The organism is Pseudomonas sp. R1-43-08, assembly GCF_003852255.1.
Taxonomy (GTDB): domain Bacteria; phylum Pseudomonadota; class Gammaproteobacteria; order Pseudomonadales; family Pseudomonadaceae; genus Aquipseudomonas.
On sequence record NZ_CP027734.1, the window covers coordinates 302,328 to 322,555 of the forward strand.

16 protein-coding genes and 2 pseudogenes are annotated in these 20,228 nt (G+C 63.0%); 4 read left to right on the forward strand and 14 right to left on the reverse strand.

Translation table 11 applies throughout. The features are described from left to right. Positions 1-89: 89 nt before the first annotated feature. Positions 90-374 (reverse strand): annotated as a pseudogene (locus tag C4J87_RS01190) (AAA family ATPase); the annotation flags it as partial. Between the two features lie 121 nt (positions 375-495). Here C4J87_RS01190 and C4J87_RS01195 point away from each other — a divergent pair. The 4 genes from C4J87_RS01195 (at position 496) to C4J87_RS01210 (ending at position 8,120) form a co-directional block, all read left to right on the forward strand. Then, positions 496-1,578, forward strand: a complete 1,083-nt coding sequence (locus C4J87_RS01195) for an efflux RND transporter periplasmic adaptor subunit (RefSeq protein WP_124365406.1) — start codon at positions 496-498, stop codon at positions 1,576-1,578. Next, complete coding sequence (locus C4J87_RS01200; RefSeq protein WP_124365407.1) at positions 1,575-2,645, forward strand: efflux RND transporter periplasmic adaptor subunit; 1,071 nt, start codon at positions 1,575-1,577, stop codon at positions 2,643-2,645. The genes C4J87_RS01195 and C4J87_RS01200 overlap by 4 nt, the downstream gene beginning before the upstream one ends. Next, positions 2,642-5,698, forward strand: a complete 3,057-nt coding sequence (locus C4J87_RS01205) for an efflux RND transporter permease subunit (protein ID WP_124365408.1) — start codon at positions 2,642-2,644, stop codon at positions 5,696-5,698. Before C4J87_RS01200 ends, C4J87_RS01205 begins: the two co-directional genes overlap by 4 nt. Before the next feature lie 250 nt (positions 5,699-5,948). Beyond that, entirely contained in the window at positions 5,949-8,120 is a 2,172-nt protein-coding gene (locus C4J87_RS01210) for a glycoside hydrolase (RefSeq protein ID WP_124365409.1), read from the forward strand. A gap of 109 nt (positions 8,121-8,229) precedes the next feature. Here C4J87_RS01210 and C4J87_RS01215 read toward each other — a convergent pair whose 3' ends face one another. From C4J87_RS01215 to C4J87_RS01275, 13 genes and pseudogenes are all read right to left on the reverse strand, one after another. Further along, positions 8,230-8,856 (reverse strand): bifunctional 2-polyprenyl-6-hydroxyphenol methylase/3-demethylubiquinol 3-O-methyltransferase UbiG, encoded by a 627-nt coding sequence (locus C4J87_RS01215; protein WP_124365410.1) that lies wholly within the window; start codon positions 8,854-8,856, stop codon positions 8,230-8,232. A 39-nt stretch (positions 8,857-8,895) separates the two neighbouring features. Further along, the gene (locus C4J87_RS01220; RefSeq protein WP_034117212.1) at positions 8,896-9,540 is read right to left on the reverse strand and encodes a methionine ABC transporter permease; all 645 of its coding nucleotides are present in this window, start codon (positions 9,538-9,540) and stop codon (positions 8,896-8,898) included. After that, entirely contained in the window at positions 9,530-10,645 is a 1,116-nt protein-coding gene (locus tag C4J87_RS01225) for a methionine ABC transporter ATP-binding protein (protein ID WP_124365411.1), read from the reverse strand. Before C4J87_RS01225 ends, C4J87_RS01220 begins: the two co-directional genes overlap by 11 nt. Next, a complete protein-coding gene (locus C4J87_RS01230; RefSeq protein ID WP_124365412.1) occupies positions 10,642-11,436 on the reverse strand; it encodes a MetQ/NlpA family ABC transporter substrate-binding protein in 795 nt (264 codons plus the stop codon). Before C4J87_RS01230 ends, C4J87_RS01225 begins: the two co-directional genes overlap by 4 nt. A gap of 10 nt (positions 11,437-11,446) precedes the next feature. Continuing rightward, positions 11,447-11,536, reverse strand: a pseudogene (locus C4J87_RS26235) (outer membrane lipoprotein carrier protein LolA); the annotation flags it as partial. A 17-nt stretch (positions 11,537-11,553) separates the two neighbouring features. Then, the gene (locus C4J87_RS01240) at positions 11,554-12,906 is read right to left on the reverse strand and encodes an LLM class flavin-dependent oxidoreductase (RefSeq protein WP_124365413.1); all 1,353 of its coding nucleotides are present in this window, start codon (positions 12,904-12,906) and stop codon (positions 11,554-11,556) included. After that, a complete protein-coding gene (locus tag C4J87_RS01245) occupies positions 12,906-14,099 on the reverse strand; it encodes an SfnB family sulfur acquisition oxidoreductase (RefSeq protein WP_124365414.1) in 1,194 nt (397 codons plus the stop codon). Before C4J87_RS01245 ends, C4J87_RS01240 begins: the two co-directional genes overlap by 1 nt. A gap of 24 nt (positions 14,100-14,123) precedes the next feature. Beyond that, on the reverse strand, positions 14,124-15,365 hold the full coding sequence (locus C4J87_RS01250; RefSeq protein WP_124365415.1) for an SfnB family sulfur acquisition oxidoreductase: 1,242 nt from the start codon (positions 15,363-15,365) through the stop codon (positions 14,124-14,126). A gap of 187 nt (positions 15,366-15,552) precedes the next feature. Next, on the reverse strand, positions 15,553-16,329 hold the full coding sequence (locus tag C4J87_RS01255) for a hypothetical protein (RefSeq protein ID WP_124365416.1): 777 nt from the start codon (positions 16,327-16,329) through the stop codon (positions 15,553-15,555). 310 nt (positions 16,330-16,639) lie between these two features. Next, positions 16,640-17,386, reverse strand: a complete 747-nt coding sequence (tcyN, locus tag C4J87_RS01260; protein WP_124360781.1) for an L-cystine ABC transporter ATP-binding protein TcyN — start codon at positions 17,384-17,386, stop codon at positions 16,640-16,642. Between the two features lie 3 nt (positions 17,387-17,389). After that, positions 17,390-18,055, reverse strand: coding sequence for a cystine ABC transporter permease (gene tcyL, locus C4J87_RS01265; RefSeq protein WP_003187646.1), 666 nt, complete (start codon positions 18,053-18,055; stop codon positions 17,390-17,392). Next, positions 18,055-18,849: a cystine ABC transporter substrate-binding protein gene (tcyJ, locus tag C4J87_RS01270; RefSeq protein ID WP_124365417.1), complete on the reverse strand. Its 795-nt coding sequence runs from the start codon at positions 18,847-18,849 to the stop codon at positions 18,055-18,057. The genes tcyL and tcyJ overlap by 1 nt, the downstream gene beginning before the upstream one ends. A 279-nt stretch (positions 18,850-19,128) precedes the next feature. Continuing rightward, positions 19,129-20,124 carry a D-cysteine desulfhydrase gene (locus tag C4J87_RS01275; protein WP_124365418.1) on the reverse strand — a complete coding sequence of 332 codons (996 nt, stop codon included), beginning with the start codon at positions 20,122-20,124 and terminating at the stop codon, positions 19,129-19,131. Between the last annotated feature and the right edge of the window lie 104 nt (positions 20,125-20,228).

The window sequence follows — 20,228 nt, forward strand, 5'->3', positions numbered from 1 at the left end:
TCACCCTCTATTCCGGCCATTGCCACGCCGGCGCATCCAGCATCCCTTGCCCCACAATCCGCGTCTCCCCAGCACCTTCTCCAGCACAACAAGCGTTTGACACCTTGGGCCACGACAGCCTCCACCGGCACTTCACCGCTGTGCATGCGCCGGCTGATGGTTTCCGGCCCGGCCCAGAACGTCGAGTCCAGCCCGCCTTCCCGGGCCAGGGCATTGATCACCCCGCCCTGGGCGGTTTCGGCCAGCAGGCGCAGGGCGCGATACAGGTTGGACTTGCCGCTGCCGTTGGGGCCTGTCACCAGATTCAAGCGGCCCAGGGGCACCACCAATTTATTGATCGAGCGGTAATAGGCCACCGCGAGGGTCTTGAGCATGGCAATTGAGTCGGTAGGGGAACCATTGAAGTATGGGATCCTCCATGCAGATAAGGAACCCTGATCTAAGCTCACAGTCGCATACACACTGGCACGTCGGCATCACGCAAAAGGAGCCTGCATGGGCGGTCGCATTTCCACATTTTTATTCGGGCTTGGCTTACTGACGCTGCTGGGCGGTTGTGGCCAGGAAAAGGCCGAGCCCAAGGCCCATTCGCGGGTGTTCGTGCAAACCGTGCAGCCGGCGGATTTCGCCGCAGCGGTCACGCTGACCGGGGATGTCCAGGCGCGGGTGCAAACCGATTTGTCCTTTCGGGTGGGTGGCAAGATCATCCAGCGCCTGGCCGACGTCGGTGATCGGGTGACAGCCAAGCAAGTGCTGGCCAAGCTCGACCCCAAGGACCTGCAGACCAACGTCGATTCCGCCCAGGCCCAGGTCGTGGCCGAGCAGGCGCGGGTCAAGCAAACCGCCGCCGCCTTCGTGCGCCAGGAAAAACTCTTGCCCAAGGGCTACACCAGCCGCAGCGAATACGACGCCGCCCAGGCCGCGTTGCGCAGCAGCCAAAGCGCCCTGGCCGCCGCCCAGGCGCAGTTGGCCAATGCCCGTGAACAACTGGGCTACACCGCGCTGGTCGCCGATGCGCCGGGCATTATCACCGCGCGCCAGGCTGAAGTCGGCCAGGTCGTACAAGCCACCGTGCCGATCTTTAGCCTGGCCCGCGATGGCGAACGCGACGCGGTGTTCAACGTTTACGAATCCCTGCTGGTGGAGCCGCCGCCGGACGCGCCGATCACCGTCAGCCTGCTGGATAACCCGAGCATCAAGACAGTGGGCAGAGTCCGCGAAGTCACCCCTGCCGTGGCCGCCAATACCGGCACCGTGCAAGTGAAGATTGCCCTGCAAAGCCTGCCCAAAGGCATGGAACTGGGCTCGGTGGTGAGCGCCACCGCCAATGGCCCGGCCAAGGCCAGCATCGAGTTGCCGTGGTCGGCCTTGACCAAGGACCTCAGCGAACCCGCCGTGTGGCTGGTAGACGGCGACGGCAAGGCGCAACTGCACAAGGTCACGGTGGCGAGGTACCTCACCGGCAAAGTGATCATCGGCGACGGCCTTAAAGGCGGCGAAAAAGTCGTGGTGGCCGGTGGGCAATTGCTGCACCCCGGCATGCTCGTCGAAATCGCCCAGCAAGGAGCCCAGCCATGAAGCACCTGACGGTGATCCTCGCCGCCGGCCTGTTGCTGGTGGCCTGCTCCAAGGAAGACGCGCCGCCCGAACCGGTGCGCCCGGTGTTGTCCATGGAGGTGAAGGCCGAAGACCAGGCACACCTCGGTCGTTTTGCCGGCACCATTCAGGCCCGCTACGAAAGTAACCTGGGTTTCCGTGTACCGGGCCGTATCGCCCGCCGCGCCGTGGACGTGGGCGCCGAGGTAGAGAAGGGCGCCTTGCTCGCCGTCCTCGACCCCACCGACCAGCAGAACCAATTGCGCGCCGCCCAGGGTGACCTGGCGCGGGTGCAGGCACAGTTCATCAATGCCCAGGCCAATGCCCGCCGCCAGCAAGAGCTGTTCGACCGTGGCGTCGGCGCCCAGGCGCAGTTGGACGTGGCCCAGACTGACCTGAAAACCACCCAGGCCACCCTCGACCAGGCCCGCGCCTCGGTCAATCAAGCCAAGGACCAGCTCAACTACGCCGAACTGCGCACCGACCACGCCGGCATCGTCACCGCCTGGAACGCCGAGGCCGGCCAGGTGGTCAGCGCCGGCCAGCAAGTGGTGACCCTGGCCCGCCCGGACATCAAGGAAGCGGTGATCGACCTGCCCGCCGGCCTCGCCGAGCGCTTGCCGGCGGATGTGGTGTTCCTGGTGGCCGGGCAACTGGACCCCAGCGTGCACACCACCGCCATCGTGCGCGAGATCGAGCCCCAGGCCCAAAGCGCCACGCGCACCCGTCGAGCACGCTTGAGCCTGACTGACACGCCCGCCGCGTTTCGCCTGGGCACCGCCATCAGCGTGACCTTGAGCAGTGCCATCGCGCCGCGTATCGAGCTGCCGTTGAGCGCCTTGCAGGAAGTCGATGGCAAGACCCGCATCTGGCTGCTCGACCCCCAGAGCCAGACGGTGCAACCGCGTGACGTCACGGTTGTCAGCCGTGACGTCGACAGCGCAGTGCTCAACGCTGGCATCAAGCCCGGCGAGCGCGTCGTCACCGCCGGTGTGAACAGCCTGAAACCCGGGCAGAAAGTCAAAATCGACGAGGCCAGCCCGCGATGAAAGGAAGCTTCAACTTATCCGACTGGGCCATCAAGCATCAGTCCTTCGTCTGGTACCTGATGTTCGTCGCGCTGCTGATGGGCGTGTTTTCGTACATGAACCTGGGCCGCGAGGAAGACCCCTCGTTCACCATCAAGACCATGGTCATCCAGACCCGCTGGCCGGGCGCGACCCAGGAAGAAACCCTCAAGCAGGTCACTGACCGCATCGAGAAAAAACTCGAGGAACTCGACTCCCTCGATTATGTGAAGAGCTACACCCGGCCGGGCGAATCCACGGTGTTCGTGTTCCTCAAGGACACCACCAGCGCCAAGGCCATCCCGGAGATCTGGTACCAGGTTCGCAAGAAGATCGACGATATTCGCGGCACCTTCCCCCAGGGCTTGCAGGGGCCGTCGTTCAACGACGAATTTGGTGATGTGTTCGGCTCGGTGTACGCCTTTACCGGCGATGGCCTGTCGATGCGCCAGTTGCGCGACTACGTGGAGCAGGTGCGCGCCGAAATCCGCTCGGTGCCGGGGCTGGGCAAGGTCGAGATGATCGGCCAGCAGGACGAAGTGATTTACCTGAATTTTTCCACACGCAAGCTGGCGGCCCTGGGCATCGATCAGCGCCAGGTCGTGCAAAGCCTGCAATCGCAGAATGCCGTGACCCCCGCCGGCGTGATCGAGGCCGGGCCGGAGCGGATTTCCGTGCGCACCTCGGGGCAGTTCGCCTCGGAGAAGGACCTCGCCAACGTCAACCTGCGCCTGAATGACCGCTTCTATCGCCTGGCCGACATTGCCGACATCAGCCGGGGCTACGTCGACCCGGCACGGCCGATGTTCCGTTTCAACGGCAAGCCGGCGATTGGCCTGGCGATTGCGATGCAAAAGGGCGGCAATATCCAGTCGTTCGGCAAGGCGCTGCACGGGCGCATGGATGAGCTGACCGCCGACCTGCCGGTGGGCGTCGGTGTGCACAAGGTTTCGGACCAGGCCGAAGTGGTGGAAGAGGCGGTCGGTGGCTTCACCAGCGCGCTGTTCGAAGCGGTGATCATCGTGCTGGTGGTGAGCTTTATCAGCCTGGGCATGCGTGCCGGGCTGGTGGTGGCGTGCTCGATTCCGTTGGTGCTGGCGCTGGTGTTCGTGTTCATGGAATACAGCGGCATCACCATGCAGCGGGTGTCGTTGGGCGCGTTGATCATCGCCCTCGGCCTGTTGGTGGACGATGCGATGATCACCGTGGAAATGATGATCACACGCCTGGAAAAAGGCGAAACCAAGGAGCAGGCGGCGACCTACGCTTACACCTCCACGGCCTTCCCGATGCTCACCGGCACGCTGGTGACCGTCGCCGGTTTCGTGCCGATTGGCCTCAACGCGAGTTCGGCGGGTGAGTACACGTTCACCTTGTTCGCGGTCATCGCCGTGGCGATGCTGGTGTCGTGGGTGGTGGCGGTGCTGTTTGCGCCAGTGATCGGCGTGCATATCCTCAGCGCCAATGTGAAGCCCCATAGTGCCGAGCCGGGGCGCATCGGCCGCGCGTTCAATGGCGGCATGTTGTGGGCCATGCGTAATCGCTGGTGGGCCATTGGCATCACCGTGGGCCTGTTTGTGGCGTCGGTGTTCTCCATGCAGTTTGTGCAGAACCAGTTCTTCCCGTCGTCGGATCGCCCGGAAATCCTCGTCGACCTCAACCTGCCGCAAAACGCCTCGATCAACGAGACACGCAAGGCGGTCGACCGTCTGGAAGCGATCATCAAGGACGACCCTGACATTACGCGCTGGAGCACCTATATCGGCCAGGGCGCGATCCGTTTCTACCTGCCCCTGGACCAGCAACTGGAAAACCCCTACTACGCGCAGTTGGTGATCGTCAGCAAGGGCCTGGAAGAGCGTGGTGCCCTGATTGCGCGCCTGCAGAAGCGCCTGCGCGATGACTTCGTCGGCATCGGCAGTTTCGTGCAACCGCTGGAAATGGGCCCGCCGGTGGGACGACCGATCCAGTATCGCGTGTCCGGCAAAGACACCGACCAGGTGCGCAAGCACGCCATCGAACTGGCGACCCTGCTCGACCAGAACACCCACCTGGGCGAGATCATCTACGACTGGAACGAGCCGGGCAAAGTGCTGCGCGTCGACATCGCCCAGGACAAGGCGCGGCAACTGGGGCTGTCGTCGGAAGACGTGGCGCAGTTGATGAACAGCGTGGTCAGCGGCGCCTCGGTGACCCAGGTGCACGACGACATTTACCTGATAAACGTGGTCGGCCGCGCCGAAGACGCCGAACGCGGTACGCCGGAAACTTTGCAGAACCTGCAGATCGTCACGCCCAACGGCACCTCGATTCCGTTGCTGGCCTTCGCCACCGTGCGCTACGAGCTGGAGCAGCCGCTGGTGTGGCGTCGCGACCGCAAGCCGACCATCACCATCAAGGCCGCGGTGCGCGACGAGATGCAGCCGACCGACCTGGTCAAGCAGCTGGCGCCGACTATTCAGAAGTTCAGCGACGGCCTGCCGGTGGGTTACAAAGTCGCCACCGGCGGCACCGTGGAAGAAAGCGGCAAGGCCCAGGGCCCGATTGCCAGCGTGGTGCCGTTGATGCTGTTCCTGATGGCGACGTTCCTGATGATCCAGCTGCACAGCGTGCAGAAGATGTTCCTGGTGGCGAGTGTCGCGCCGCTGGGGCTGATTGGCGTGGTGCTGGCGCTGATTCCCACGGGCACGCCCATGGGCTTTGTGGCGATCCTCGGTATCCTCGCGCTGATCGGCATCATCATCCGCAACTCGGTGATCCTGGTGACGCAAATCCACGAATATGAAGTGGCCGGCTACACACCGTGGGACGCCGTGGTGGAGGCCACCGAGCATCGGCGCCGGCCGATCCTGCTCACGGCGGCGGCGGCGAGCCTGGGCATGATCCCGATTGCGCGGGAAGTGTTCTGGGGGCCGATGGCCTACGCGATGATTGGCGGGATCATCATCGCCACCTTGCTGACGCTGTTGTTCCTGCCGGCGCTATATGTGGCCTGGTACAAGATCCGCGAGCCACAGCAGGAAGAACGCGGTTAAAAATGTGAGCGGGGCTGATCGTTCCCACGCTCCGCGTGGTAACGCCTCCTGGGACGCTCCGCGTCCCGCCAAGCGCTGCAAATTTCGGCTACTGCGCACAGGTGACGCGGAGCGTCACGGGCCGCATTCCCACGCGGAGCGTGGGAACGATCTTTGAGACGTGGGAAACTTCCGGAAGCGACGGGTGTTGCCCTGGTCACCCCGTTGAGTGTTTTACCCTCCGGCCTCCACCTCTCAACGGTCGCCTGCCATGAACCGTCTGCGTCATACCTTGCTGCTCTGCTGCTTCCTGTCGCCCCTGGCCTTTGCCAGCACCGTACTGGAAAACCCGTTGTGGCGAGTCGAACTCGACCCGGCCACCCTCGCCATCCGTGTGACACCCAGCGGCCAACCCGAGGTTCAAGCCTCCCAAGGCGTATCGGCCCGCGCCGTCAGTCAACTCGCACAAAACGATCAACAGGTCAGTTGGCAATGGGACGACGGTGCCTATCGCGTGACTGCCAGCCTTGAGCAGCGCGACCTGCTGCTGTCGATCAGGGCGCGGGAAGACGGTGAACTGCCGATCCTTGTGCAGCCGGCGAGCGCCCTGGGCAAGGGGTTTATGTGGCCGTTGGCCGAAGGGCATTACGTGCCGGCCGGCAATGCCCTGTGGAGCGATTTCCTGGTGGCGCAGGGCGATATCAACACCACCCAGGACCTCAGCCTGCCGCTGTGGGGTGTCGATCACGGCGCCTTCACCTTGAACTGGCTGCTGACCAATCCCTACAACAACCGCCTGCGCTGGCAAGGCCAGGCGTTGTCGTTGGCCCATGAGTTCACGTCGCTCGCACCTGCCGCGCCCATGACCCTGTTGTTGCACCTGGGCGAAAGCGACCCGTTGGCCGGCGCCAAGCGCTATCGCCAATGGATGGTCGAACAGGACCGTTACGAACCCTTGGAGGTCAAGCTGCGACATACGCCGGGCGCGCAAAAACTGCTGGGCGCCAGCCATGCCTACCTGTGGGGCAATGACCTGCTGGCGCTGGAGGATGTGCGTGATTGGCCGCTGTTGCTCAAGCGCTTGCGCGATCATGCGCTCAAGGGCCTGTTGGACAAGGACTCCGCAGCGCTGCTGGCGCAGCCGCGCAGGTTGAATCGCTACGAGCAAACCGTGCTGTTGCGCGGCCTCAACGCGGCGATCAACCAGAAGGCCCGGCAGAGCTGGCAGGTGGACGAGCCCGATATGACCCGTCTTGCCGCCCGCTACGGTGAGTTGCGTCGCGAACTGGCCGTGGATTTTGCCGGTGCCCTCGGCGGTAGCCCCGACACCTGGGGCAGCAAGGTAGTACAGACACTGCGCGACGCCGGGCTGCCACGCTTGATGTTGACCCTGGGCGAAGGCTGGGAAGGCGGCCTGTGGCACCCCGAAACCATCCGCGCCGGTGTCGACGCGGGCTACCTGATGGCGCCCTACGACTCCTATCAAACCGCGTTGTCCGCCACCGAAAATCCCGACTGGACCACCGCCCACCTGGGCAGCAAGGCCTACCGCGACTGCGCCATTGTATTGAAGGACGGCCGGCTCAAGACTGGCTTCCAGCGGTCCGGCCACTACACCGATCCGCGCTGTGTGCGGCCGTTATTGGAAGCGCGGGTGAAAGCCGTACAGGCCAGGGCCGGCTTCAACGCCTGGTTTCTCGATGCGTACGCTACCAGCATGCTGCTCGACAGTTACCGCGACAGCGCACCGATGACCCAGGCGCAAAACGCTGAAGGCAATATCGATGCGTCCCGTTGGCTGAACACCACGCTGCAATTGCCGACAGGCTCCGAAGACGGCAACGCCATCACCGCCCAGGGGATCCTGTTCGCCCATGGCATGCAAACCCCGGTGCTGGGCTGGGGGGATCGCGACATGACTCAGGACAAACAGTCGCCCTACTACGTGGGCAACTGGTATCCGCCGGAGCAACCGGCGGTGTTCTTCAAGTCGGTGCCGCTGAACGAGCCGTTTCGCACGCTCTACTTCGATCCGACGCTGCGCCTGCCGCTGTACCAGGCGGTGTTCCATGGCTCGGTGATCACCACCCATCACTGGCTGTTCGATAGTCTCAAACTGAGCAATGTGCGGGCTGAAAATGAGCTGACGCAGTTGCTCTATAACGTACCGCCGCTGTATCACCTGAGTGCTGCGACGCTCAAGGAACGGCTGCCGTTGATCCAGCGCCAGGACCGATTTTTCCGTCCCCTGCATGAGCGCCTGGCAACCCAGGCGATGACCGGGTTTCGTTGGCTGACGGCGGATCGGCAGGTGCAGGAAACCACGTTTGCCGATGGCACGCGGCTGGTGGCGAATTTTTCCACCGGGTCGAGAGAGGAGTTTGCGGCAAGGAGTGTGACAGCGGTGTTGGATGAGAAATCGGTGGTGTATCAGGTGGAGTAGCGGCGTCCATCAGTCCGTCATCGGGGGCAAGCCCCCTCCCACAGGGGAATGCATTCCAAATGTGGGAGGGGGCTTGCCCCCGATAGCGTCAGCCCAAGCAATACATCACTTAAACCCGACGCCAAACGCTGGCCAACCAAGGCTGCTGTTCCCGAGGCAATCCCGCCGGCCGGTAATAGTGCTCCAACTCCACAAACCCCGCCGTTGTCAGCAATGCCTGCCAGGCCTCCAGATCGTGATAAGACCCATACCGTGGCCCATTCCAGCCTTCCTGGTTGTCACCGCGAGGGTTGGAGCTGAACAGCACGCCCCCAGGCTTCAACGTGCCATGCAGTTGCTTGAGGACCCGGGGCAATTCCTGCTTGGGAATATGAAACAGCACCGCATTGGCAAACACCCCATCGAAGCGCCCGTCGGGCAGGTCCAGCTTGAGGAAGTCCTGCTGCAACACCTCGCAGCCACTGTCGTTCCGCGCCATCTGCGCAAACCGCTCGGAACCATCGAGCCCCACGGCGATATGCCCCAGGCGTGTAAAGGTCTGCAGATCCCGCCCCGGCCCGCAGCCAAAATCCAGCACGGTAAACGGCGGCGTGCCCTGGATGTGCCGCAGCAACGCGTCGATGTTCTGGCTCACATCGTGATCGCGGGTGCCCTCGCGGAAGTCTTCGGCCACTTTGTTGTAATGGCCGAGGGTGGTGGCGGTAATTTGGTTAAGGTCGTCGGGCTTGAGGGTCATGACAGGCAATACCGGGCGCTGGGATGCGCCGACTATACCTCACCTCTTGTTCAGCACCCGCGCCAGTCGATCCCCGCCGAGTTGGATCACCGCCACCAACACCACCAACAGCACAATCACCGTCAGCATGATCTGCGTATCGAAGCGCTGGTAGCCATAGCGGTACGCAATGTCGCCCAAGCCACCGGCGCCAATCGCCCCGGCCATGGCCGACGAGTTGATCATGGTCACCAGGGTAATGGTGAACCCGCCGACGATTCCCGGCAGCGCTTCGGGCAACAGCACGTGCCAGATGATGTGCCAGCGGCGGCACCCCATGGCCTGCGCCGCTTCGATCAAGCCATGGTCGACCTCGCGCAGGCTGACTTCGGCGATGCGCGCAAAGAACGGCGTGGCCGCGATGGTCAGCGGCACGACTGCCGCCCATACGCCGTAGGTGGTGCCGACGATCAGGCGCGTGAACGGGATCAGCGCCACCATCAGGATCAGAAACGGAATGGAGCGGAACAGATTGACGAAGGCCCCGAGCACCCGGTTCAGCGCCGGTGCCTGGTAGATGCCACCTTTGTCGCTGGTGACCAGAAACACCGCCAGTGGAATCCCTACCAGCAAGGCGATCAACGACGACACGCCGACCATCAACAAGGTGTCGATGGCGCCCTGTACTAAACGATCAAACCACATAGCCCAGCACCTCCACCTGTTGTGCCCAGTTCGCGGCGCGGTTGCGCAGTTCTTCGGTGCTATGGGGCGAGCCATTCACCGCCAGCAGCAGTTGCCCCAAGGCATGCCCCTGAATCCGTTCGACACCGCCCTGCAGCAGACGCACGCGGCCGCCGAGGGCACTGAACAGCGCGGCCAGGTCGGGTTCATCGCTGGCGCTGCCGGTGAACTGCAAGCGCAGCACCACGGCGGCTTCCGGCGATTCAGGCTGGGTATGCAAACGGTTTTGCAGTTCTTCCGGCAGCCCATGTTGCAGCGGCGCCAGCAGGGTCTTGCTCACCTCGTGTTGCGGGTTACCGAACACTTGCCACACCGGGCCTTGCTCGACGATGCGCCCATGCTCCAGCACCACCACGCGGTCGCAGATGTCGCGGATCACCGCCATTTCGTGGGTGATCAACACGATGGTCAGGCCCAGGCGCCGGTTGATCTCGCGCAGCAGGCCGAGGATCGATTGGGTGGTTTCCGGATCCAGCGCCGAGGTGGCTTCGTCGCACAGCAAAATCTCGGGGTCGTGCACCAGCGAACGGGCGATGCCCACGCGCTGTTTCTGCCCGCCCGAGAGCTGCGCCGGATAGGCCTGGTGCTTGTCTTGCAAACCCACCAGTTCCAGCAGCTCACGCACCTTCTGCTCACGTTGCGGCTTGGACACCCCGGCGACCTTGAGCGGCAGTTCGACGTTCTGCCAGACGGTCTTGGCCGACATCAGGTTGAAGTGCTGGAAGATCATGCCGATGCGCCGGCGCAGCGCGACCAGGCGGTCTTCATCGAAGCTGCCGATATCCACCTGATCGATCAGCACGCGCCCGCTGCTGGGTTGTTCCAGGCGATTGATGGTGCGGATCAGCGACGACTTGCCGGCGCCGCTGCGGCCGATGATGCCGAACACTTCGCCGCGCGCAATCGCCAGGTCAATGCCTTGTAGGGCATGCACCGTGCCGTCATAGGTTTTGCCCAGGTTGATGAAACGCACATGGGCGCTGTTGAAGTCCGGATGCAGTTCGGTCTGCTCGGCGTCCCTGGGCAATGTGCCCAGGTCGCGCAGTTGGGCGTTGGCAGCGGTCATTTTTTATCGTCCCAGCCGACCTGGTAGAGCTTGCCGAGGGATTTATCCAGGGCGGCGCGCACCGTCGGCGAGTGCTGGTAAATGTCGACGAACTTGATCACCCTCGGGTCGGTTTTGCTCTTGGGCTGGATCACGAACTGGATCACGTATTCCGGGTGGTCGAGGCCATCGAACAGCAGCGCCGACTCGGCATCGAAGGTCTTGGACAGGCGGATGTACGCCGGGTAGCCCTGCACCAGATCGGCGTCGTCATAGGCGCGCACCAGTTGCACGGCTTCCACCTGCAGGATCTTGATCTTTTTCGGGTTGCTGACGATGTCGTCTTCGGTGGCCTTGTAGCCCACGCCCGGCTTGAGCGTGATCAGCCCGGCTTTGGCCAGCAGTTGCAGGCCGCGCCCGCTGTTGATCGGGTCGTTGGCGATGGCCACGCTGGCGCCTTCGGGCAGGTCATTGAAGCTTTTGTACTTCTTCGAATACAGGCCGACGTTGTTGATGATGCCCGGCGCATAGGGCACCAAGTCAAAGCCGGCGGCGGCCTTGGCGTTTTCCAGGAAGGGGATGTGCTGGAAGTAGTTCACATCGATATCGCCGGCGGCGAGGCTGACGTTCGGCGCGATCCAGTCGGTGAATTCCACCAGTTCGACCTTCAGGCCCTGTTTGCCGGCCTCTTCCACGGCGGCTTCCAGGGGAATCGCGAAGGCGGCGGTGGTGCCGACTTTCAACGGCGCATCGGCGGCGAATACGGCCGAGCTGAACAAACCGAAGGCCAGGGAGAGCACTATTTTTTTCATATGAATTTCCAATTGTAGGAGCGAGCTTGCTCGCGAAAAACTTGAGGGCGCCTCGGTAAACCAGATGCACCGCGTTATCGTTAACGATCTTCGCGAGCAAGCTCGCTCCTACAGGGGTTAGTGGCGGTAGGTAGACCCGGTGTGTTGTTCGGGAAGACGCGCAGTGCCATGGAAGACTTTTTCGCGCAACGTTCCCTGCTCATATTCAGTCTTGTACGACCCACGCTTTTGCAGCTCCGGCACCACCAGATCAATGAAATCCACATAGCTCTCCGGCGTCACGATGCGCGTGAGGTTGAAGCCATCCAGGCCGGTTTCGCTGATCCACGATTCCAGTTCGTCGGCGACCTGCTCGGGCGACCCCACCAGCGTGATGTAGCGCCCACCGAGGGCGTGCTGCGCGAGCAATTTGCGTCGGGTCCAGTCGTTGTTCTGCAGGTTCTTGGTCGCCGACTGGATGGCGTTGCTTTTCACGTACTGGATCGGTTCATCCAGTTCGTACTCGGAAAAGTCGATCGCCGTGGACGCCGAAAAGTGCGCCACGCCGGCCTCCGCGCTGGCATAGCTGAGGTACTCGGCGTGCTTGGCCCAGGCCAGTTCCTCGGTCGCGCCGACGATCACGTTCAGGCCCATGAACACCTTGATGTCATCCGGATTGCGCCCGGCCTCCACCGCGCTGGCGCGCACCTTGTCCACCTGGATTCGGGTCGCGGCCTTGTTCTGCCCGCTGATGAACACGCACTCGGCATGGCGCCCGGCGAACTGCAGGCCACGGTCCGAACTGCCGGCCTGGAACAGCACCGGCGTACGCTGCGGCGATGGCTCGCACAGGTGATAGCCCTCCACCTGATAGAACTCGCCGTGATGTTCCACCTTGTGCACCTTGCCCGGCTGCGCATACACCCGCGCCTGGGGATCGTTGACCACCGCGTCATCCTCCCAGCTGCCTTCCCAGAGTTTGTACAGCACCTCCAGGTATTCATCGGCCTGGTCATAGCGGCGGTCATGCTCGACCTGTTCGGTCAGCCCCATGGCCTTGGCGGCGCTGTCGAGGTAGCCGGTGACGATGTTCCAACCCACCCGGCCCCGGCTCAGGTGGTCGAGGGTGGACATGCGCCGGGCGAACAGATACGGCGGCTCGTAGGTCAGGTTGGCAGTGAGGCCGAAGCCGAGGTTCCGGGTGACGGCCGCCATTGCCGAAACCAGCAGGAGCGGGTCGTTGACCGGCAACTGGATTGCTTCCTTGAGCGGCACGTCGATGGACTTTTGGTACACGTCATACACGCCGACGATATCGGCGATAAACAAACCGTCGAACAGCCCGCGCTCGAGGATTTTTGCCAGGTCAGTCCAGTACTCGAGGGTCTTGTACTGGGTGGACGTGTCCCGTGGATGGGTCCACAAACCGTGGTTGATATGCCCGATGCAGTTCATGTTGAAGGCATTGAGCAGGATTTTTTTCTTGCTCATCAGATAGTCCCCCGCAGCGGCGGGTTTTCATCGTTGAGGTAGTAATTGCCCACCGCGTGGTATTTCCAGCGCACCGGGTCATGCAGGGTGTGCACCCGCGCGTTACGCCAGTGGCGATCCAGGCCATGCTCGGCCAGGGTCGCCTGGCTGCCGGCCAGTTCGAACAGCGTGCTGCCGGCGGCCAGGGAGATTTCGGTGCTCAAGGCGCGTACTTCGGCGACGGCGATGGAGGCGGCCGCGACGGTCTGGGCATTGCTGTCGGCCTGGGCACGGTCGAGGAATTCGCCCGAGCGCTCCAGCAGCGCTTCGGCGGCGTGCAGGCGAATGCTCAAGTGGCCGAAGCTCTTCAAGGTCAGCGGGTCATCAGTGGCCTTGTCGCTGCCCGAGTCGATCCAGGGACGGGTCTTGGTGCGCACAAAATGCAGCGCGTCTTCGAAGGCGGCGCGGGCGATACCGGTGTCGATGGCGGCATGAAGAATCTGCGCCAAGGGGCCGACGGTGGTCGGGCGTTCGAAAGCGCTCTGGAACGGGACCACGTCCTGCGCCGCCACCCACACGTTGTCGAACACCACTGAGCCGCTGCCGGTGGTGCGCTGGCCGAAGCCGCTCCAGTCGTCAATCACGCTCAGGCCCGCGCTGTCGCGGGGCACGAAGGCCAGTTGCTGAACCCCATGTTCATCCACCACCGAGGTGGGGATGCGCTGGGCGTAGATCGCACCGGTGGCGTAGAACTTGCGCCCGCTGATGCGAAAGCCCTCGCCATCACGCGTGAGCCTGGTCACACGGTCGTGGGCGGTCTTGGTGCCCAGCTCGGCCAGGGCGTTGCCAAAGCGCTGGCCGGCCAGGACCTCGGCGTACAGGCGCTGCTGCTGCTCGGGGTTGCCGTTGACCCGCAGCACTTCAAGGGCATAGAAGTGGTTCTGCGGGATCTGGCCCAGGGACGCGTCGGCCTGGGCAATCAGCGCGATGACCTTGGCCAGGGTGACGTTGGACACGCCAGCACCGCCGTATTCCTTGGGCACGCTGATGCCCCACAGGCCGGAGCGCGAAAAGGCGTCTAGCTCGGCCAGCGGCAGGCGGCGCTCGCGGTCGCGCTGGGCGCTGTCGCGGCGCAAGTCCTCAGCCAGGTCGCTGGCGACAATAAGGGCTTGTTCGTCGCTGGTGATGACCGCGACGGGGTGAGAGAAAGTCATGATGTTCTCCAGATGTCTGGTCGGTCAGATCCAGGAATGGCGAGCCGGCAAAGTGCCGTTCAGGCGATAGGCGCCGATGGCGTGATACTTCCAGCGCACCGGGTCATGCAGCGTGTGGACCCGCGCATTGCGCCAGTGCCGGTCAAGGTTGAATTCGGCGAGGGTGGCGCGGCTGCCGGCCAGCTCGAAGAGTTTTTCGCTGACCTGCAACGCCACCTCGGTCGTGAGTACCTTGGCTTCGGCGACGGCGATCGAGGCGCGTGCAGCGGACTGCGCGGTGATCGGCGCAGCGCTGACCTGGTCCAGCACCTGGCCGGCCTTGCGCAACAGCGCCTCGGCGGCGTGCAGTTCGATTTTCAGCTTGCCGATGTCCGCGATCACATACAGGTCGTCGCTGGCCCGTTCGACCTTGGCGTCGATCCACGGGCGCGAGCGTTCACGTACAAAGGCGATGGTGTCGTCCAGGGCGCCACGGGCAATGCCGGCGTCGATGGCCGCCTGGATCAATTGCGAGACGGCACCCTGGATATTCGGGCTTTCGCCCAGGCGCCAGTTGTCCACCACCAGTTCTGCGTCCACCGGTACCCGGTCAAGCAGCACGGTGCCGCTGGCAGTGGTGCGTTGGCCAAAGCCCGACCAGTCATCCACGATGCGCAGCCCTTCGCTGCCACGGCGCACGAACGCCATGACTTGCTTGCCGTCGTCGTTGAGCGCTTTGATGGCCACCCAGTGGGCAAACAGAGCGCCGGTGGAGTAGAACTTCTGGCCGCTGACCACGTAGCCGTCACCCTCGGCAGTGATACGCGCCTTGAGCTCCAGGGTATTTTTGGTGCCGCGTTCCGGGCCGCCATTGCCGATGCGCCAACCGTCGAGCACGCTCTGGAACAGCTGCTTTTTCTGGCGCTCGCTGGCGGTGTTTTGCAACAGGTGCAGGATGCCGAAATGGTTCTGCGGGATCTGCCCCAGGGCCGGGTCGGCCGCGCTGATGATCGCGAAGACCTCGGCCAGGGTGACGAATGAAACCTGCGGGCCGCCGTACTCACGGGGAATGGAAATGCTGCCCAGGCCGCTGCGGGTGAACTGTTCGACCTGCGCCCAGGGCAATTGGCGTTGCTGGTCGCGCTTGGCGGCTTGCAGGCGCGCGGCGTCGGCCAGCTCATGGGCGGCGCTCAGCGCCTGGGCGTCGTTGCGCAGCACCGTGGCCGGCAACAACAGTGGGGCTACGTCCAGATCACTCTGGAGGGGTGTTAGAGCCAAGTTAGACATCAGCGCCGCTCCTTGGCTGCACGTAATGCCCTGGCGTTATGCACCGGGGTAATTCTGACCATACCGACCTCGCATTCAATGAAATAAAAACAAAACAATCAGGAATGTCCGGTGGTCCGGTGCATATACCCTAAGCGTGTTTATTTTTTAAATAAACTAACTTTTAGGAATATGCATAGAAGGCGCGTCACCCCGGTTCGCAGGGAGAGCCGAAAGGGCGAGGTTGATACACGTCCTTGGCTGCACCAAGGGGCGTGGGAACCCAGGCGGCGATGCGCAAGGTGCGGGCTGGCGCCCAGCGCGAATTGTTGCCGACGCGGTCCAGGATGCAGTACGTCACCTCCAGGCGGCAGTCGTCACCGCCTTCGATAATGACTGTCGAAGGCACCCAGACCTGCACCGCCAGGCCGACGTCCCTGGCCTGGATGTTCGGCAGGTCCATGCGCACGTCACCCCAGCGCAACGTGATGGCATCGCCACTGGCCATGTTCGCGTAAGGCTCGATGCTCAGCGGAATTCCGCGTTGCACCTGGCGACTGTTGACGCCCTGGCGGCGAATGGTCTCGGGCAGGCTGACCGGCGCGAGGTTCTGGTTTTCGTCGCTGTACAGGGCCGACGGCGCGCCGCCCGGGTAATTGGTTTTGACCCGGACCTGGGTGGTGGCCGAGCGCGCCGGGCCGTGGCCGATCTGCATGATCTGGTAATGCACCCGCGCCGGGCCATCCTGTACAAAACTTTCCGGCACTCGCAGGTGGGTAGGCGTGCCGATTTTGCCGGCGGTCACCCGGCGTGAGGCGGCAAAGCAGTTGTTCCAGAACAGCTCGATCAGGTCGCCTTCTTCCATGCCGGGGTAAGGTGCGATGTCGACCTGCAATTGGGCAGCCGCGTGGGCACTGATGCCGTTTCGAACGGCTTGGGGCAGGGTGGGTGCGGTCAGCATGGCCGGGGTTGTAGTGTGCGTCATAAGTGATCTCCTTGATGCAGCCAGCAGCAATCGTTCCGGGCCTGGGCGCGGGTGCGCAAAGGGGCCGAAAGAACGATTCAGTGAGTAGCCGGGATAGGATCCAATCCTCTGGACGCTAGATAAGAGGGTTGGGCCGGGGGCGTCAATGGCGGCAAAAGGCTAAACGGCGGGTTGGAGGATATTCAGAAGGGTCTGACTGGAAGGGGTATTCCAAGAGGGGCGCAGCGTGGTGTTTTACCGGCAGCAATGGCGTTTCGGTGTAGGAGCGGCTTTTTGTGGCGAGCAAGCCGGCTCGCCACAAAAAACTGGGTCAATGGGCGAGAAACTTGCTCAGGAACTGCTGGGTGCGTTCTTCCCTGGGATTGGCGAACAGCGCCTTGGCTTCACCCTGTTCGACGATCACGCCCTTGTCGAAAAAGATCACACGGTTGGCCACATCCCGGGCAAAGCTCATCTCGTGGGTGACGATCACCATGGTGCGGTTTTCTTCGGCCAGGCTGCGGATGGTCGCCAGCACTTCACCCACCAGTTCGGGGTCGAGGGCCGAGGTGGGTTCGTCGAACAGGATGACCTCCGGCTCCATGGCCAGCGCCCGAGCGATCGCCACACGCTGTTGCTGCCCACCGGACAAGCGCCGAGGATAAGCCGCCTCCTTGCCCGCCAGGCCCACTTTGGCCAGTAGCTTGCGGCCCAGTTCGGTCGCCGCCTCGCGTGGCATCTTCTTGACCACGATCGGGCCTTCGATGACGTTTTCCAGCGCGGTGCGGTGGGGGAACAGGTTGAAGTTCTGGAAGACAAAACCGACGTGCTGGCGCAGGCGTCGCACCAGGCCCTGTTGCTGGTTGAGTGGCTTGCTGCTGTCGATCTCGATGTCGCCCACCTTGATGCGGCCGCTGGTGGGTTCTTCGAGAAAATTCAGGCAGCGCAGGAAGGTGGTCTTGCCGGAACCGCTGGGGCCGATGATGGCCACGACTTCGCCGGCCTTGACCTCCAGGTCGATACCGTTGAGCACCACCTGGCCGTTGAATTGTTTGGTCAGCTTTTCAACCACGATCATGCTTCAAGACTCCAGGTCGTGCCGGTTGACCCGGTCTTCCAGACGATTTTGCAGATGCGCCAGGATGCTCGCCAGGATCCAATAGATCAGGGCTGCGGACAGATACATGGTGAAAATTTCGAAGGTGCGCGCCGAGACCAGTTGCGCCTGGCGGAACAGCTCGGGCACCTGGATAGTGGCAGCCAGCGCCGTGTCCTTGACCAGCGAAATGAAACTGTTGCCCAGCGGCGGCAAGGCCGTGCGCATGGCTTGCGGCAGGATGGCCCGGCGCAACGTCTGCGCACGGGTCATGCCGATACTCGCGGCGGCTTCCCACTGGCCACGCTCGATGGACGCGATGGCGGCCCGCAGGATTTCACAGGCGTAGGCGGCCATGTTCAGCGAAAAGCCGATCATGGCGGCCGGGATCGGGTCCAGCTCGATGCCCACTTGCGGCAAGCCGTAGTAGATCAGGAACAGTTGCACCAGCAACGGCGTGCCGCGAAAGAACGACACGTAGACCCGCGCCGTCCAACTCAGCAGCTTGAAGCGCGACAGGCGCATCAACGCCAGGCCGAAGCCCAGCAGCAGGCCGAAAAACATCCCGCCCAGGCTGAGGATCACCGTGTAATACGCGCCCTTGAGCAGAAAGGGCGCGGAGTCCAGCGCGAGTTGGAAACCTGCTTCCATTATTGAGTGACGTCAGCGTTGAAGTACTTCTCGGACAACTTCTTCAAGGTGCCGTCGGCGCGCAGCTTGTCGAGGGCCTTGTTTACCGCGTCGAGCAGTTCAGGCTCGCCCTTGCGCAGGGCAATACCGGCTTCCTGGCGCGAGAAGGCGTCGCCGGCAGCGGCGGTGTCCTTGGCTTTCTTGGCGTATTCCAGAGCGGCCAGGCGGTCGATCAGGATCGCGTCGATGCGGCCGATGCGCAGGTCCTGGAATTTGGTCGGGTCGTCGTTGTAGGTCTTGATGATGGCTTTGGGTTGGTTTTCCTTGAGCCATTGTTCGTAGTTGGTGCCCAGGCCCACCCCGACTTTCTTGCCGGCCAGGTCGTCGGCGGTCTTGATGCTGTCGACATTCTTCGCCAGGGTCAGCGCCTGGATACCGGAAATGGTGTAGGGCTTGGAGAAGTCATACTTCTTCTTGCGCTCTTCGGAAATCGTCACCTGGTTGACCACGGCGTCCAGGCGTTTGGATTCCAGGGCGGCGAGGATGCCGTCCCATGGCGTGGCTTGCAGCTTGACCTTGACGCCCAGCTCCTTGGCCAGCGCCTCGGACAGCTCCACCTCGAAGCCGCTGAGCTTGCCGCTTTCATCGACAAAGCTGAACGGTGGGTAGGTGCCTTCCAGGCCGATCTTGATCTCGCCGGCTTTCTTGATGGTGTTCAGTTGCTCGCCGGCGACCGCCTGGCCAAGCATGCCTGCGCCGAGCGCCAAGCCCAATGTGCCGACCAGCAATGTGCGACGCAATACAGAAATAGTCATGAAGAGCCCCTGTGGTTTTTTATGGTGAGCGAAGCCGGTGACGCAGTAGCCGTATCCTGCCTTAAAGCGCGGTGCGCGTCTTCGCCTTCGGCGCGATGATAAAGGCGGTTTTTAAGACTTGAAAATAATATAAATCATTATTTATATTTCTTTCTGGAATATGTAGGTGATCCAATGTGGGAGGGGGCTTGCCCCCGATAGCGGTGCACCAGCCAACACATGTGCTGGCTGACCCACTGCTATCGGGGGCAAGCCCCCTCCCACACTGACAGCATCTGGTCAGTTAAATACTGAGTCATAAGCAAACAACGCCGGCGCCCCGCCGGTATGCAGGAAAATGATCGGCCCGTCTGCGAACCGCTGGCGCCCGATACCGTCCAGCAGGCCGGCCATGGCCTTGCCCGTGTAGACCGGGTCGAGCAACAGACCTTCCTGGCTGGCCAGAAGTTTGATCGCCGACAACGTACCCGCATTCGGCTCGCCATAACGCGGGCCGAAGTATTCGTCCCACAGGATCACCTTGAAGGCTTCCGGCACCTGCATGCCGAGCAGCTCGGCCGTGCGCTCGGCCAGGCCTTGCACTTTCGGACGTTGGGCTTCGTCGGTGCGCGACACGGTGACGCCGATCACCGGCAGGTTCGGCAGCGCTTCGCTCAACGCCAGTGCCAGGCCGCTGTGGGTGCCTGCGCTGCCGGAGGCCAGTACCACCGCCGCAAAGTCGAGGCCGCTGTCTTCGATCTGCGCCGCCAGCTCCAGGCCCGCGCGCACATACCCCAACGCACCGAGGGCATTCGAGCCGCCGATAGGCACCAGGTAGGGCTTCTTGCCGTTGCTGCGCAGGCGGTCGGCGAGGGCGTTGAGTTGGTCGTCGGCATGGTCGAGGTTTTCTACCCGCTCCACCTTGGCGTCGAACAGCTCCAGCAACAGGCGGTTGCCGTTGCCCAGATAGTTGGGGTCTTCGGTGCCGGTGGGGTTTTCCAGCAGGGCGACGCAGCCCAGGCCGAGCCTGGCGGCCAGCGCGGCGGTCTGGCGCACATGGTTGGACTGGATAGCGCCGGCGGTGACCAGGGTATCGGCGCCCTGGGCGATGGCGTCAGCGGCGAGGTATTCAAGTTTGCGCAATTTATTGCCACCCATGGCCAGTGGGGTGGTGTCGTCGCGCTTGACGTAGATATCCCTGCCCAGCCAGGCCGACAGCCGCTCGAGTTTTTCCAGGGCGGTGGCGCCGCCCAACAGTTCCAGACGGTTAAAGCGGTCGAGCTGTTGTTTGATCATGGCTATGCACGGTGGCTGAGTGATGGGGCGACTATAGGCAGGCACTTTTCATCGGGCAACCGCCAATCGCTTATGTCAGATGGTTCTTAGCCTCACACCATTGG